A 16,620-nucleotide genomic window follows, 5' to 3' on the forward strand; every position below is an offset into this window, starting at 1 on the left:
AGCAAAAATCAAGCGCGCAATGCGTGGGAATAAAAGAACCGTCACATGACATTTGAAAGCTAAACATGAAACACAGATACAAAAAACTCTTCCTTTGTTTTGGTCTTGGCCTGACCATGGCCAGCGCGACTCACTGGGCAGCAGCTCATGATCACGCACATCAGGGTGGCATACAAACTGAAGCCAGCAGCAAGATCAAACCTGACTTTGATATTTTCCATACCAAGATAACGACTGAAGGCAATGTGGCAATTTTTCATATTGCCGTCTCTGGCAAGGCTGGCAAAACCAGGCCTGCCAAGTCGGGCAAGCTGGCGGGCAGCTCTGTTTTTTCCTATGTGTGGCCTACTACGATAGATCCATCTGCCGTTGGTTTCGAACCAAAAAGTGGCATCCTGGCTTTTGCTGTGACATCTCATCCTGACTTTGATGACACCCCATTGTTCGATGAAAATGGCGATGGCAATCCCAACAATGATGGCAATGTCTGGCACTCACATTGGGTAGTCTTGCAGCCCGACCAGGCCTGTGGCAAAGATGCACTGAAGGTGGTTGATATTCCCGAGGGTAACAAACCCCGCCTGCCCAAAACCTGGCCAGGTTTGCCAATACTCATAGACAGCCCTGGCTGGAGCCCAACTTTCAAAGGCAAGGTGCTGGAAGTGCGCGTGCCCTTTGATGATATAGCCAGCATTCAATCTGCCGGTTTTGATGGTGTCACCGCAGCCCTGCGCGTCAATGCCAGTGTCCATGCTCCATTACTTTGCGTCAGCAATGTTTTCAAAGTCGCCTCAGGCAATCTCAGCCTGCCAGGTAAATTCAATCAATAAGTCGAAACCACAACCCAAAAAGGAATCACCATGTCCAATGTTCAACTCATCAATCTCAAAGAAACATCTGGTACGCGTCATGCCATTTTGAATGACATCAATACCGCTTTTGCTGCCACGCCAAATATGTTCCGCGCAGTCGCCAACTCTACTGCAGCCCTTAATAGCATGTGGTCTTCGTTTGCGGCCCTGGGTAACGGCGTCATCCCGGCAAAACTGGGGGAGCAAATTGCAGTGGCAATTGCAAACTACAATCAATGCGAATACTGCCTGGCGGCGCACACAGTTCTGGGGCAAAAAGCAGGTGCCAGTGGTGCAGAAATGGCAGCAGCCCAGTCAGGCAATTCGCATGATGCGAAAACTGATGCCGTATTGAAATTTGTCTTGAAGGTAGTCAGCCAGCGGGCGAAAATCAGCCAGTATGACGTCGAAACACTGCGGTCACATGGCTATGATGATGAACATATAGTCGAAATCATGGCGCACGTCGCACTCAACCTGTACACCAACTATATCAATGTGGCGCTGGATGTTCCTGTGGATTTTCCAAAGATTAAACTGACCACCGCATCAGCATAATTTAATCAGGCTTTTTCTGAGTGCGGACAGCTCCGCACTCAATTCAAATGAAAGTGGAGGAAATGAAAATGTCTATGATCAACAACATCGCACCTGAGCTAATCACTTCAGACTGGCTCAATACTGATACTGCGATCAGCTTGCAATCTTTACGCGGCAAAGTCGTATTTCTACATAGTTTTCAAATGCTATGCCCTTCCTGCGTCACACATGCATTACCCCAGGCAAGCGCAGTAAGAAATGCATTTTCTCAGCAAGAGCTTGCAGTCATAGGATTGCATACAGTGTTTGAACATCATCAAGTGATGGGTAAAGCAGCTTTACTAGCCTTCGTCCATGAGTACCGATTAGGTTTTCCAATTGCTATCGATATGCCAGATCCGCTCAGTGGAATACCTTTGAGCATGCAGAAATATGGCCTGCACGGTACGCCCAGCATTTTGCTCATAGACAGACAAGGACGCGTCAGATTTCATCACTTTGGTCATATTGATGACCTTAAACTGGGCAGCATGCTAGGTCAGTTGGTGGCGGAAACAGATGCCACAAAAAAGCTTGTCTCCGCGAATAACGGCAAACCCAACCAAGCCATTGGGTGTAATGAAAATTCGTGCAGTTTGCCTTAGAAATGTGCTAAATAAGCTTCAGGAATTCATGACAGGAACAGGTAACACCAGATTGGTCGCCTTGGAAATTGCAGTCCACAGTACACCGACGACTGCATTCCAGACTTTTTCTATGGTGACCATCAGCAAACCGCGCAAGGTTTTGGCGAAACTCAAAGCCATATCTTCCAGCCCATCCAGAAAGAATTGCTGTGTTTCACTGGTAATTTGCTTGGTCAATATGCCGGTACTGACCAGTTCAGCCTGTTGCGCAATTGCCTTTAATTGTTGCTGCGTAAATCCGCGCAAGGTAGTCACATCAGCTTGTAGCACACCAGTTGCAGCTGTCTGCATATCAGTAACGAGTTGGTCAAGATCGAGTGCCATATCTGTTCCCCAGAATTAACGTTGCAAGAAATTTTCGTAAGTAATTGCCTGATCCAGATAGATCACAGCCTGCCCTTTGAAGGCTTGCGCCTCAAAAGCAGTCACACCCTGCAACCTGTCGGTATCGCGCATTTTACCCAGGGTTTCAGAGACTTTTTTTATTGCATAAGCACTAGGTGGCGTGCTGTCGTCATCTGTCATAGCCGTGCTGCCGCGCTTGTCCAGTACCCGATTGATGGCGTCAGTGACTCTGTTCTTGGGCACAGGTCTGGCACCGGCTTGCAAACTTAAAGCGTCAAACCGGCCTATCAGGGAATTGTATTGATTTTCACGGGTGGGGAAACTGTTTTTATCAGTTCCGTTAGAGACGCTGGCAAACAAAATCATGGTATCGGTATTGGCTGCGCCAAGTCCATCAACGACAGCCTTATCGTAGCCAGGTGCCAATTGAACCGCACATCCTGCCAATGTGATGCAAGACAGCAACAGGCAAAACTGTAGCTTAAACAAAACCGATTTTAGCTGCTTCATATGTCACCACATCCGTATATATAGATACAGAATATTAACACTTTGAAATGTAGTTTCAAGTGGCTGCGAACAACATCAATCGAGATTGCACATGTTTATTTTTTCGATTTGCTTTCCAATTCTGGCTTGAATGAACTGGCAATACGTTTGGTCGCCTCATCGTATTTATCTCTGTTAGCGGCAACATAAGTCCATTCCAGAATGCTGCACCAGCCACCATCAATGACGACCTTGTCATAAAAAATATTGTCAGCTTTGGTTCCGGAAACAACAGCGAATGATTTACCCTTGGCGCGATAAGTGATTTGCCTGCCATCTTTCTTTTGCAGCTTATTAGCCCTGGCGATAAATTCTTCTGGAGTGGTGTCCAATTCATCAATGCAGGCTCTCGCATACACACGCAATTCAGCATCTGTATTGGCCGAACTAAATACCTGACCATCACCATTCGCAGCTTCGCCTTGTGGTTTCAGGTAGTCAGGATAATCGACGACAAAGCCGTAGCGTTTATTGACATAAGTCTTGTATGCGGCATCGGCGCTTGCCTGGGTACAGAACAGCACCAAAGGCAAAAATAGTAAATATCTGGGCATATCAATGCAGATTTTTGGGAGGGCGTACGGACTCAAAATGCAAAAATCCCCCGCCTCAAGAAAGCAGGGGACCGGGCAGACTTAAGCCAGAACAGCGGCAATCGCGCTGGCAGTCGCTTCAACGTTACCAGTATTCAAGCCAGCGATACACATACGGCCAGAACGTACCAGGTAGACACCGAACTCTTCTTTCAGGCGATCACACTGCTCAGCAGTCAAGCCTGTGTAGCTGAACATACCACGCTGCGTCAGGAAGTAACTGAAATCACGGCCTGGCAATTTTGCAGCCAGCACATCATGCAATTTACGGCGCATGAGCTGAATACGGTCACGCATGGCAACGACTTCTGCTTCCCACATAGGACGCAGTTCAGGGTCACTCAATACACGGGCAACCAACTGACCGCCGTGCAGTGGCGGGTTGGAGTAATTGCGGCGGATAGTTGCCTTCATCTGGCCCAGCACATTCACTGCCTGTGCCGCATCCGGGCAAACCACGCTGAGGGCGCCGCAACGCTCGCCATACAGGCTCATGCTCTTGGAGAAGGAATTGGCAACGAAGAAGCTCAAACCCTGGTCGGCCAGCAGGCGCACGGCATAGGCATCTTCTACGATACCGTCGCCATAGCCCTGGTAAGCCAAGTCGAGGAAGGCGATCAGTTCACGCTCTTTCAATACCGGCACCAGTTGTTGCCATTGCTCCTGCGTCAGGTCTACCCCAGTAGGATTATGGCAGCAGGCATGCAGCAGGACGATGCTTTTCTTTTCTGCGGCTTTCAATGCTTCTATCATGGCATCAAAACGCAAGCCACCAGTTGCTGCATCATAGTAAGGATAGGTTTTAACAGTCAGACCACAACCTTCGAATACTGCCTTGTGGTTATCCCAGGTAGGATCGCTGACCAGCATGGTCGATGTGGGGAAATAACGTTTGATGAAATCACCGCCAACCTTCAGGCCACCGCTGGAACCAACCGCCTGGATAGTTACGACACGGCCAGCTTTGACTGCCGCACTGTCTGCACCAAACAAAAGTTCCTGCACAGCCGTGCGGAAATTTGCTGCGCCTTCCATAGGCAAATAAGGACGGGCACCGGCATCTGCCACAACCTTGTGTTCTGCTGCACGCACGGACGGCAACATGGGAATCTTGCCAGCATCGTCAAAATAAATACCGATAGACAAATTGATCTTGTTGGTACGCGGATCTTTACCAAAGGCCTCGTTCAAGGACAAGATAGGGTCGCCAGGATAGGCTTCGACGTGCTGAAACATGATAGAACTCCAGATGGTTGGACATAGAATCAAGGCTGCAAAGTCGGTAATTAAATATCATTAAAGCAAGATAAAATGCACCAGACTAATGCGTCAAACCTCTATTGTGACACATGCCATCTGCAAATTAGGATACAGGCTGTTTGAATAGCTGAATCAAACTGTATGTTTAGCTGATGAAAGATATAAAAAATGCAGCTATTTTTAATCAATAGCTGCATTCTTCATTCACGATCAAACCCAGTAGCTCATCCGGGTATCAATGGCCATGCGCATGCTCATCAGCTTCTATAGGCATTTCACCACCGCCCTTGCCTTCAAAAAAGAAAGTCTTACGCACTTTTTTGGTTTTACCCACTTCATTCAAAGTACCTGATTCATACAAACGCCCATTCAGCATGACATGACTGAGTTTGTCTGATTGCCGTATGTCTTTGAGTACATCACCATCAATAATCATCAGGTCAGCCAATTTGCCCACTTCCAGAGAACCGATGTCCTTATCCATGCCCAGATAACGTGCGCCATTGATGGTACCGCTGCGTATTGCCTCCATCGGTGTCATGCCGCCTTTGACCAAGGTCCACAATTCCCAGTGCGCTGCCAGGCCTTCACGTTGTCCATGTGCACCCAGATTGACAGGAACACCGGCCCGTTGCAGGGCCGTTGCAGTCTGCGCCACCTTGATGACATTGAAGTCTTCTTCCGGTGCGGTTTCACGTCTGACGCTACGTGGCTCAAGTACTGAACGTGGAACATATTTACTCAGCAGAGGATGTTTCCAGACATCGGTGTGGGCATACCAGTAGTGCTCACCATCGAGACCACCGTAGGCGACCCCAAGTGTTGGGGTATAACCTACCTGGGTTTGTGACCACAGTTGCTTGACGTCGTCATAGACTTTTTCGACTGGCAAGGCATGTTCAACACCGGTATGTCCATCGACTACCATGCTCATATTGGTCTGGAACAGGGAACCACCTTCCGGCACAACCATCATTTGCGTCTGGCGTGCCGCCTCCAGCACTTGCTGGCGTTGCTCACGCCTTGGCTGGTTGTAGCTCTTGACTGAAATGGCACCTGCTGCCTTGAGGCGTTTCAGATGCGTCAAGGCATCGTCGAGATTATTGACGATAGCAGCGAAATTACCCTTGGCACCGTAGAGTATGGTACCAGTGGAGTAAATGCGTGGCCCCAGCACTTGCCCTGCTCTCTGCAATTCACTTTGCGTGAATATCTCGCCAGTATCGTTCGATGGATCATGGATAGTTGTCACACCAAAGGCCAGAGATGCATAATTCACCCAGCTTTGCTGCGGGATGATGCCGCTCTCACCCATGCGGCCATGCCAGTGCACATCAACCAGGCCTGGCAAGATGGTTTTGCCCTTGGCATCAATCTGAGTTGCACCTGCAGGTATCGCTACATCAACAGATTTGCCTACATTAACGATGCGGTTATCCTTGACGACAATACGGCCATCTTCTATGACTTCTTCACCTTTCATGGTGACGATTCTGGCACCGGATATGACTGTATAGCCATTCGGTTTGTCGGATACCTGGCGGAAGCCTATCTTTTGCCCCTGCTCTGCAGGTTTTGGTAACTCAGTTGGTGCCCCCGATACGAAAGCAAAGGCATCTTTCAATTCACGGCTGAATAATTCATCGCCCAGTGAGAAATTGATACGCTTGCTATCGCCAGACCAGTGCAGGTATTGGCCTGCATTCACATCCAGTTGCTTGACTGGCAATGCATCCATTTTTTGCCCTATGGTGACTGCCTTGCCAGTCAGCGGCAGTGGCGTCACATAAGCATGATAACGTTCACCGAAAGCCAGCCACTCGCCATCCGGTGAAATCGCAAATTCACCGGCAAACTCACTTTTTGCGACTGGCTGCTCAGGCTTGCCATCCAGGGGTACGCGTACCAGTGACGTCGTCCAGTCAACTTCACCCGTGTACTGGGTGCGGGTTACATACACAGCCTGCCCATCTTTGCCAAATTGCGGGGAGCCACCCTCTTCCGTCAACAGGCGCGGTTCGGATTTACCGTCTGTATTCGTCAGGAATACGCCTGTTTCCATGCCATGCCAAGGCGTAGTCAGGTAGCCCCCCTTGGCTTTGACGTAGGCAACTTGTTTGCCATCAGGTGAAAAACGCGCTTGCAGGTATTTACCCGGGGCCTTGGTCACAATGGTTTCCTTGCCGTTGGCAAGCTCTACTGTTCTGACGGCACCTAGCTTTTCATCATTCCAGCTACTGAACACCACAGATTTACCATCACGTGAAAAGCTGGGGAAGAATTCAAAATGCGTGTTTTGCGTAGTCAGGCGACGCGGCGTGCCATTTGGCAGGTCTTTGACATAGATATGTCCCAGCGCCGAGTAGACAACTTTATCCCCCTGCGGCGCGACATTCACCCAGCGCAACTGGTGGACATCGAACTGGTCAGGCGCAACTTCTTGAGGGAAGCGCAAGGCACTGCGAACTTCCCTGGTGTCCTGCACATGGAAAGGGATATCCACTGCCTTGTGGCTGAACGGGTCTAGACGCCACAGTTTGCCCTTGGCCCAGACGACAATCTCTTTGCTGCCTGGCATCCATGCAAAGGCTGGATACACACCTTGTATGGCCCAGGCTTCTTGCATATCACGTTCCAACTCTGGCCATGCTGCTGTTTCTTCGCCTGTCTGCAAATTTTTCAGGAACAAGGCTGACTGGTTGCGGATGCGACGCACAAAGGCCAGGTATTTGCCATCTGGAGACGGCACGGGGCGCACTGCCCCACCGGGGCCACTGACCAAGGCTTTGACCTTGCCGTCTTGCAGGTCACGGCGGAAGATCTGGTAAATCTGCCCGTTGGAATTTTTATTGTATTCAAAGGAGGTGCCTGGCGTTGTGTCTTGCGAGTAGTAGACATAGCGGCCATCAGGTGAGAATGCCGGTTCACCCAGGTCTTTTTGCCAGTTTGGCTTTTCATTCAATTGCACGCCTGTGCCACCACTTTGATGATAGAGCCAGATTTCACCAGAGCCTAGTGAACGGGTGCCGGTATAGTGCTTGCGTGCGGCGATATACTGACCATTCGGATGCCAGACTGGATTATTCAAAAGACGGAAATCTTCCTTGCTGACTGCATGCGCATTGCTGCCATCGACATTCATGACCCAGACATTGTCACCACCACCCGCGTCAGACATATAGGCTATCTGTTTGCCATCTGGTGAAAAGCGCGCCTGCATTTCCCATGCGATGGAGTGTGTCAGGGCCTTGGCTTCACCACCAGCTATAGGCAGCGTGTATAAATCACCGAGCAAATCAAACACCAGTTGCTTGCCATCCGGGCTGACATCCACGCTCATCCAGGTGCCGGTGCGGGTATCAATATTGACTGTCTTGCTTTCGCCGGGAGGATGATTGACATCCCACTTCTTTTTCTCAGCATCCGGTTTGGTCGCTGGCTCAACAGCCAGCGCTGGCAAGCACAGCATGACAGCCCAGGCCAGCGGCAACAGTTTTGACACACGCATAGATTCTCCCTCTTTGATTATTATGTAATTTGCCAGATTTCGGACTTGGTTGCATTAATCAGTACGCGATAATATATCAATAGAATATCAACCAAGTCGAATGAGATACATTAGCTGCTAAAAAGTTCCTGTTTTGCTACTGACTAAACACCTACTCCTGCCGAGTTTGCAACAAAACACATTTCATAGTCCGTCAAGCTGCGTGGCATAAGGTATGATTTGATCAATTCTATTTCGCCTGCGACCATGAATCTATTTGCCACTGAAGAAGAAGTAAACCAGCTTGCAAACAGGCTGACTTCGGCACAAGGGCTGGATAAATTCATCAGTCAACTGACGCTGGCCTGGTATCTGCGCCAAAGGGATAGTCAACGCGCTTCTGCGCTTGCGATGGCAGTATTGGCCGATCTTGTAGATCTGGACGCACCGGAAACCCTGAGAAGGCAGTTTCATGCCCGACTGTGCCTGATCCGGGCAGAAATCGCCGCATTGTTTTGCGATAAAAAAAGCGCCGAACTCTTGCTGGCCGAAGCCATCACGGTCTTCAGTGATTTGAATGACAGCACCGGCCTGGGAGACGCCAGCCTGACTGACGCAGTACTGGCCCTGGAGCAAGGTGACCCCACCAGAGAAGCACGCGCCTGTGCAGCAGCAATAAGCTGGTACACCAGGGCAAATGATAGTCTCAGGCTGGCCATTGCCGAATCCTGGGTTATCTACGAGCTGGCATTTTATGATCCTCTGGCGGCCTCGGTCAGACACGCCGCATTTGACAAACAATACCAACATCGTGACCATCCCGCCGTCGCGTCACATCTGACGGCAGCATCTGGTGTAATTCAAGGCAGGCGGGAACCAGCACGGGCATCTGTTTATTATCTACAATCGAGTGAACTGGCTCGCCAGGCCGGTTTGATACGGCTGGCGATCATTTCTGCCGGCAATTCTGGTGAGTCCATGCAAACCGTCGGCGACCTCGAAGGTGCTGCTGGGGTATTTGACTGGGCCGCAGAGCGCGCACATGAAACCGAATGGCCTGCCTTGATAGGTTATGCCATGTCCCATCTGGGTAGCCTGTTGCGGCAATTGGGACAATATGAGCGCAGTCAGAAGACGCTGGAAGAAGCACTGAATGGTTTTTCCAGGACACCGGGCGGCATCAATAAAGCCATCGTTCATGCAGAACTGGCAGAATGCCTGCTCATGCAGGGTGAAATCGACAAGGCAGTCTCTGCTTTTAGTGAAGCAATCGCCCTGTTTCGCGCTGCCCATTCGATGGACGACCTGCCTCAGGCACTGATACGTTATGCAAGGGCATTGTCAGTCTCGGGTCAAGCCAATGCTGCGTTGGCAGCAATCGCCGAAGCCAAATCACTGATACATCAGCACCAGTTCACAGCGCTTGGCGTCACCTTGAACCAGACACTGGCCGAGATACATGCGCGCCATATCATCACCATGCCAGAAAAAATGGATGCGCCGAATGCCATCATCCACTATCTGGAAGAATCGCTACAGACAGGTGAACTGACTGAAGGCTGGCAAGCCAGTACAGAATTACTGATGGCACTGAGCGACGCCTGGGCCGATGTGGGCGACAGTAATAAAGCCTTGCTGTACGCCCGACAAGCCATTACAGCAGAACAGCGCGAAAGCAAAAAGCAGGCGAATAACCGCACCGCCATGGCACAGGTCAGGCATGAAACCGAATTAATACGGGCCGAGGCCGAACAGCACAGACTGGTTGCCGTATCCGAAGCGCGCCGGGCAGCGACTTTGCAGGAGGCCGGTGCAACGCTGGAACGTCTGGGCCGTATAGGCCAGCAAATCACCTCCAACCTGGAACCTGAGGCAGTTTTTGAAGCTATTCACTTCCATCTCAAAGATTTACTGGATGCGACTACCTTCATCATCTACATGCTGTCACCAGATGGACAAATGCTGACACAGGCTTTTGGCATAGAAGAAAACCTGCCCCACCCCTATCACGAAGTCGAGCTGACAGATGAGCGCGCCTCCAGTGCACGCTGTGTACGCGAAAGACGGGAAATCAAGCTGGAACTGCGGCCAGATAATGATTTCCCTGTCGTGCCTGATACACTGGAAACCCTGAGTCTCTTATTTGCCCCCCTCAGCATTGGAGACCGCATCCTGGGTGTCATGAGCATACAGACGCCGCGTGAATATGCCTATGGTGAAAGGGAATGCCTGATCTTTCGCACGCTTTGCTCTTACGGCGCAATTGCACTTGACAATGCCAATGCCTATCGTGAGCTACGCCTGACCCAGCAGCAACTGGAATCTGCCAGCATGACAGAGAGGCAGGCGCGCAAGAAAGCAGAGGATGCGACAAGATTAAAAAGTGAATTCCTGGCGAATATGAGCCACGAAATCCGCACGCCCATGAATGCAGTCATAGGCCTGGCCCATCTTGCCTTGCAAACCAGGCTGACACCCAAGCAATACGACTATGTCAGCAAAATCCATCATGCGGGTGAATCGCTGCTGGGCATCATCAATGACATACTGGATTTTTCCAAGATAGAAGCTGGCATGCTGGATGTGGAGAATATTTCATTTGCCATCAAGGACGTGCTTAATAGTGTGTCCACCCTGACCAGCCAGAAAGCCATAGAAAAGCAAATCGCCTATATCATACACATTGCTGAGGAAGTACCCGCGCGCTTGCGTGGTGACCCGCTGAGGCTTGGACAGGTATTGACCAATCTGGTCAATAATGCCGTCAAATTCACTCCCGGCGGCGGTGAAATAGAACTCAGTGTTGTCAGACCACCAACAGCGTCCACAACGACTGATCTGACATTCTCGGTGCGTGATACTGGCATAGGCATGTCTGCCAAGCAGCAGCAAAGCCTGTTCCAGCCCTTTACCCAGGCTGATGGTTCAACTACCCGCAAGTATGGCGGGACTGGTCTGGGTTTATCAATCTCGCGTCGCCTGGTCGAATTGATGGGTGGGCAAATTGAAGTCCACAGTCAAGAGAATCATGGGTCTACGTTTTCATTCACTTTGCCACTTGAAATAGATTTCACTTTACACGCTGAATCAGAAGCGCGCCTGGAATCGCGTAATGCATACAGTGCCAATATCTCGGCACAAAACCATGCTGGTCGCCGCGTCTTGCTGGCGGAAGACAATCCCGTCAATCAGCAGATTGCCATTGAGCTACTGAGCATGGTAGGCATTACCGCTGATGTTGCCGACAATGGTGAAGAAGCGGTACGCCTGATCATGGCAAACGAGCCGGGATATTACGCCATGATATTCATGGATTTGCAAATGCCCATCATGGATGGCCATGAAGCTGCGGCAAAGATCAGGCAAGATGCTCGTATGGATGACACGCCCATCATCGCCCTGACTGCACATGCCGTTGGCGATATCCGTGAACGCTGCATGCGCGAAGGCATGCAGGATTACCTGACCAAACCCATACAACCTGACGCCTTATTCGCCATAGTCTCACACTGGATGGATACTGAGCATGAATTGCCGGTACCTGGCAGCCTGATTACCAGCACCGTCTTTGATGATGAGGACGCGGGATTCCCGCAATTCAATGAACTTGATACCAGCCTTGGCTTGCATTATATGGGCGGGCGTCATGAGTTTTATATCAACATGTTGCACAGGTTTGAACAAAGTCAGGCCGATACTTTGCATGAATTAAACAGGCTCATACAAATTAGTGAGTATGGCAATGCAGAACGACTAAGCCATACACTGAAAGGATTGGCTGGCAGCATAGGGGCCACGAAACTGCAAAAAATAGCAGCAGAGCTGGAATATAAACTCAGCAAGGAAGAAGGCAGGGAATTCATTCTGGAAACCCTGGAGCCACTTGCACAATCGCTCAATGCAGTACTCGATGAGTTAAAAGCTGTATTGCCGGGAATTTTACCCCAGCATGAAGAAATCATCGTCGATGAAGCCGAGGCAAAAAACATTGTAACCGAGCTGCGCAGCTTGCTGGCTGCCTCGGATGCTGATGCACAGAGCTTGTTTGAAGAAAACGAAACCGCAATTGCTACTCAATTCAATCCGGATGCCATGATACAACTCAGGCATTTCATGCATCAGTTTGAATTTGAATCCGCAGCAAAACTCATAGAGCAGCAATAACGACCTCAAATCACCTGGTTTTCTTTTAAAGCGGCAATACGCTCTTCGTTCATTCCCCAGTCACGCAAAATTTCTGTACTATGCTGGCCTGGCGTTGCCGGCGGTCTGCTGATTTCTGCTGCTGTCCTGCTGAATCGTGGCGCAGGTGCTGGCTGCAATATGCCTTCGATATCAGTAAAATTGCCCCTTGCCTGATTATGTGGATGTGCAGGCGCTTCTGCCATATCCAGTACCGGGGCGAAACAGATATCTGTTCCCTCCATCAAATCACACCATTGCTGGCGGGTTTTGGTTTTGAACAGTGCTGTACATTTTTCTTTCAGTTCCGGCCATTTCCGGCTATCCATTTGCGCATGGAACGCAGGATCAGTGATAGCTGCGCGTTCCAGCAGCAAGGCATAAAACTGTGGTTCTATCGCCCCTATGGAAATGAATTTACCGTCAGCGCAGACGTAAGTGTCATAAAAATGCGCGCCACCATCGAGCATGTTCGCTCCACGCTGGTCTGACCATGCACCAAAAGCACGGAAGCCATAAATCATCGCGCCCAACAAGGCCGAACCATCGACCATGGCCGCATCTACCACCTGCCCCTTGCCAGAGCTACGTGCTTCCAGTGCAGCACAGACCACGCCAAAGGCCAGCATCATGGCACCGCCACCAAAATCACCAACCAGGTTCAAAGGTGGTGCTGGCGGACTATCTGCCCGCCCCATGGCATGCAACATGCCGCTGAGGGCGATGTAATTCAAGTCATGCCCTGCAGCTTGCGCGAGTGGGCCATCCTGACCCCAGCCAGTAATCCGCCCATATACCAGACGTGGATTGCGTTGCTGGCAAGCTTCCGGCCCCAGGCCCAGCCTTTCCATGACACCAGGCCGAAAACCTTCCAGCAGGATATCGGCGCTTGCTATCAAGTCCAGCAAGACAGCTTTGGCTTCTGTCTGCTTCAAGTCCAGTGCCAGCGAGCGGCGCCCCCTTGCCATGACATCGTATTTGGTGCCCAGCATGGGGAAAGGATTATTTGCGCCCGGTGCCAGCTTGCGGTCTATGCGTATGACTTCTGCCCCCATGTCGGCCAACATCATGGCAGCAAAGGGACAAGGTCCCAGTCCTACCATTTCTATGACACGTATACCTTGTAAAGGTCCAGCCATGCTTTATTCTCCGCTTTTTATCCTGGTTTATAAGTTACGAGAAATGATCTCTTTCATGATTTCATTGGCACCGCCATAAATGCGCTGTACCCGCGCGTCGACATACATCTGCGCTATAGGGTATTCAAGCATATAGCCATAACCACCAAATAATTGCAGGCACTGGTCTATGACCTTGCACTGCAAATCGGATATCCAGTATTTGGCCATCGATGCCAGTTCGGTATCCATGCGCCCTTCCATCATATCGACTATACAGCGGTCGATAAAGGTACGGGCTATCGTTGCTTCGGTCTTGATTTCCGCCAACACAAAGCGGGTATTCTGCATCTCTATCAGTGCCTGGCCAAAAGCTTTGCGCTCACGGGTATGGGTAATCGTCAGATCCAGTGCCCGCTCTATGGCAGCGACGCCGGATACGCCCAGTATCGTGCGCTCATAAGGCAGCTCGGTCATCAATTGGGTAAAACCCTTACCTTCGACGCCACCAAGTACTCTGTCCAGCGGTACGCGTACATCATCAAAGAACAGCTCGCAAGTGTCCTGTCCTTTTTGCCCTATCTTTTCCAGAATGCGCCCCACTCTGTAACCCGGACAATCTCTGGTTTCGACCATGATCAGCGAAACACCCTTGGCGCCAGCCTCAGGGTCAGTCTTGGTTACGACCACCACCAGATCGGCCATATAACCATTGGAGATAAAAGTCTTGGAACCATTGATGACATAGCTGTCGGCATCACGTCTGGCAGTGGTACGTATGCCTTTGAGGTCAGATCCGGCACCTGGCTCAGACATGGCGATGGCGGCAATCATTTCACCTGAAGCCAACTTGGGCAGGTATTTTTGCTTTTGCTCTTCCGTCCCCTGATTCAAAATATAATGGGCGACGATGGCATGTACGTGTATGCCAAAGGCCATGTCACCGGCATAGGTCAATTCTTCAAACACGATGGATTGATGGGCAAAGCTGCCGCCAGAACCGCCATATTCTTCAGGTATGTCAGCCAGCAAGATCCCCATGGCACCGCCCTTGCCCCAGACATCGCGGTCTACATGTTGCTGTTTTTTCCAATGCTCCTGGTGCGGAGTGACTTCGGCAGCGACAAAGCGGCGTACTGCGTCGCGAAAAGTTTCCAGTTCTGGCGTCATCCAGCTTGGTTTGATTTGCATACTGTGTCTCCTATATTATGGTTTCAGGCTTTTTTGCCTGATTTTTCTGGGCTGATTGATGGCAGCTATGTTTAAGGTTACCATCAAGAGCTGTCAGAAAAGCGCACCACCACATTTTTTAGAAGACTATCCCCAATAGCAATGCCCAAAGAAATTACTACAGACGCGACAGAGCCAGCATTGCCCGCCTCAGAAACCGCAAAAAAGCGCGGCCGCCCTGTGCTGGACGAATCAGAAAGCATACGCCAGGATTTGATCAGGAAATCAGCACAACTATTCAGGAAAAAGGGTTATGACAACACCACCGTGCGCGACATCGCTGCGGCGGTAGGAATACAGTCAGGCAGCTGGTTTTATCACTTCAAGACCAAGCAGGACATCCTGGTCGCCGTGATGGAACAAGGCATGCAAAAATCACTGGAAGAAATAGAGAAGCTGACTTTGGCAGATTTGCCTCCGCGCCTGGCGTTTCAGCATTTGGTCAAAGTCCATCTGAATACCTTGCTGGCTCCCGAACATGATTTTATTGCGGTACTGTTGTACGAATGGCGCGCACTCGACAAACCGGCGCGCGCCCGTATCATTGCCCTCAAGGACAGGTATGAAGCTGCATGGGAAAAAGTCATCATAGACCTGCATGCCTCAGGGGATTGGGCCATGCCCACGCACATAGATAAATTGCTGATGTTTGGCACGCTGAACTGGACAGCGCAATGGTATAGACGCGGTTCAGGCATCAGCATAGATGAACTGGCAGAACAGGCGCTGCAGTTCATTTTGCGCACCAAACCTGAATAGAACTTATTCTTCCAGAGCCATTTCCAGTTTGCGCGTATCAATAATCAGCTTTTTACCCAGAAAAAGCTTATTCCCGACCATCCCACCTGCGCCCAGGCTGCTGATTGCCAGTTCTTGCAAGAAGCCCATATCCTGGATGTAACTGATCTCTTTCACAGGCAGCTTGATGCCTGCTACTGTTGCCTCTGCGCTGGTTTCTACCGTATGCGCGGTTAATACCTTGTCCCACGAACGAATGGGATAAGCCACGGGGCTGGCATCCTGCTTTGCCAGTCGCTGGAAAGTTTTTTCATTGCTTAGCCAGGAAAAAGCGCTGGAACCGCTGTCATACATCACTGTTTTCTCTTCCCCATCAAAAGTAACAGGCATGACTATCCTGCGGCCAGAAAAACTGAAAGGCTGGAATTTGCTGCTTGCCAAATGCAAGCCTTTGCGTTCACGGGAAAATTGCACTATATCTTTTTTGAAGTCCAGCACTACTACCCTGCCATCAATCAAATCTGCACCTATGGTGCCGATTACTTCTACGCTGTCCTGACTCCAGTCAACACCTGCTCCTTCGCGCTGCATGATGGAAATATCTTTGGCCAGCACTTGCATATCACCGAGTTTGAAATTAACTGCGGCGAGCTTGTCGCCAGAATTCACAAATTGATATTTCTCGGCAATAGCCTTCCATTTATGAGAATAAAAGACGGTAGAGTGATGACCCAGATCAAACTGCATATAAAATATTTTTTCCTCGCTACTGCCAAAGTGTACTGGTAACAACAAGGCAGCATGATCAAGTGGCGGCAAAGGCAATGGGCGCGGTAGGGCACTCCACAAGATTTTCACTTCGCCACCGTCACCTGACAATTCTACTTGTGCAGGTGAAAGCTTGCTGCCAGTTGCGCAGGCTGAGAGGAACAAGGCCAGGCTCAAAAGCAAAAAGGAAGTAAGCCACTTCCTGTATTTGCCTGGCTTGACGGGATTAACGATGTCAAGCGTGTACATTTATTGACTCCACAAGCTATGGAT

13 protein-coding genes are annotated in these 16,620 nt (G+C 50.3%); 5 read left to right on the forward strand and 8 right to left on the reverse strand.

Annotated features, from left to right (window positions below):
- Window positions 1–65 precede the first annotated feature (65 nt).
- The 3 genes from AC3WQT_RS13575 to AC3WQT_RS13585 all read left to right on the forward strand — a co-directional run bounded on the left by AC3WQT_RS13575 (window position 66) and on the right by AC3WQT_RS13585 (window position 2,035).
- Window positions 66–830 (forward strand): hypothetical protein, encoded by a 765-nt coding sequence (locus AC3WQT_RS13575; RefSeq protein ID WP_492704483.1) that lies wholly within the window; start codon window positions 66–68, stop codon window positions 828–830.
- 30 nt (window positions 831–860) lie between these two features.
- On the forward strand, window positions 861–1,409 hold the full coding sequence (locus AC3WQT_RS13580; protein WP_492704484.1) for a carboxymuconolactone decarboxylase family protein: 549 nt from the start codon (window positions 861–863) through the stop codon (window positions 1,407–1,409).
- A 68-nt stretch (window positions 1,410–1,477) separates the two neighbouring features.
- Complete coding sequence (locus tag AC3WQT_RS13585; protein ID WP_492704485.1) at window positions 1,478–2,035, forward strand: redoxin domain-containing protein; 558 nt, start codon at window positions 1,478–1,480, stop codon at window positions 2,033–2,035.
- An 18-nt stretch (window positions 2,036–2,053) separates the two neighbouring features.
- On the opposite strand, the gene AC3WQT_RS13590 is transcribed toward AC3WQT_RS13585, so the two are convergent.
- The 5 genes from AC3WQT_RS13590 to AC3WQT_RS13610 all read right to left on the reverse strand — a co-directional run bounded on the left by AC3WQT_RS13590 (window position 2,054) and on the right by AC3WQT_RS13610 (window position 8,332).
- Window positions 2,054–2,401: a hypothetical protein gene (locus AC3WQT_RS13590; RefSeq protein ID WP_492704486.1), complete on the reverse strand. Its 348-nt coding sequence runs from the start codon at window positions 2,399–2,401 to the stop codon at window positions 2,054–2,056.
- A gap of 15 nt (window positions 2,402–2,416) precedes the next feature.
- A complete protein-coding gene (locus AC3WQT_RS13595) occupies window positions 2,417–2,932 on the reverse strand; it encodes a hypothetical protein (protein ID WP_492704487.1) in 516 nt (171 codons plus the stop codon).
- Window positions 2,933–3,027: 95 nt separating this feature from the next.
- Complete coding sequence (locus AC3WQT_RS13600; RefSeq protein ID WP_492704488.1) at window positions 3,028–3,525, reverse strand: hypothetical protein; 498 nt, start codon at window positions 3,523–3,525, stop codon at window positions 3,028–3,030.
- 81 nt (window positions 3,526–3,606) lie between these two features.
- A complete protein-coding gene (locus tag AC3WQT_RS13605) occupies window positions 3,607–4,800 on the reverse strand; it encodes an amino acid aminotransferase (RefSeq protein WP_492704489.1) in 1,194 nt (397 codons plus the stop codon).
- 259 nt (window positions 4,801–5,059) lie between these two features.
- Window positions 5,060–8,332, reverse strand: coding sequence for an amidohydrolase family protein (locus AC3WQT_RS13610; RefSeq protein WP_492704490.1), 3,273 nt, complete (start codon window positions 8,330–8,332; stop codon window positions 5,060–5,062).
- A 246-nt stretch (window positions 8,333–8,578) separates the two neighbouring features.
- On the opposite strand from AC3WQT_RS13610, the gene AC3WQT_RS13615 reads away from it, so the two are divergent.
- A complete protein-coding gene (locus AC3WQT_RS13615) occupies window positions 8,579–12,475 on the forward strand; it encodes an ATP-binding protein (RefSeq protein WP_492704491.1) in 3,897 nt (1,298 codons plus the stop codon).
- Window positions 12,476–12,480: 5 nt separating this feature from the next.
- Here AC3WQT_RS13615 and AC3WQT_RS13620 read toward each other — a convergent pair whose 3' ends face one another.
- Together AC3WQT_RS13620 and AC3WQT_RS13625 are read right to left on the reverse strand one after the other, a co-directional pair.
- Complete coding sequence (locus tag AC3WQT_RS13620; protein WP_492704492.1) at window positions 12,481–13,632, reverse strand: CaiB/BaiF CoA transferase family protein; 1,152 nt, start codon at window positions 13,630–13,632, stop codon at window positions 12,481–12,483.
- Between the two features lie 27 nt (window positions 13,633–13,659).
- Complete coding sequence (locus tag AC3WQT_RS13625) at window positions 13,660–14,802, reverse strand: acyl-CoA dehydrogenase family protein (protein ID WP_492704493.1); 1,143 nt, start codon at window positions 14,800–14,802, stop codon at window positions 13,660–13,662.
- Window positions 14,803–14,943: 141 nt separating this feature from the next.
- Between AC3WQT_RS13625 and AC3WQT_RS13630 the strand changes: the two genes are divergently transcribed.
- Window positions 14,944–15,600: a TetR/AcrR family transcriptional regulator gene (locus AC3WQT_RS13630; protein WP_492704494.1), complete on the forward strand. Its 657-nt coding sequence runs from the start codon at window positions 14,944–14,946 to the stop codon at window positions 15,598–15,600.
- Between the two features lie 3 nt (window positions 15,601–15,603).
- On the opposite strand, the gene AC3WQT_RS13635 is transcribed toward AC3WQT_RS13630, so the two are convergent.
- Entirely contained in the window at window positions 15,604–16,596 is a 993-nt protein-coding gene (locus tag AC3WQT_RS13635) for a hypothetical protein (protein ID WP_492704495.1), read from the reverse strand.
- Window positions 16,597–16,620: the final 24 nt, after the last annotated feature.

The organism is Undibacterium sp. FW305-107, from assembly GCF_058788535.1.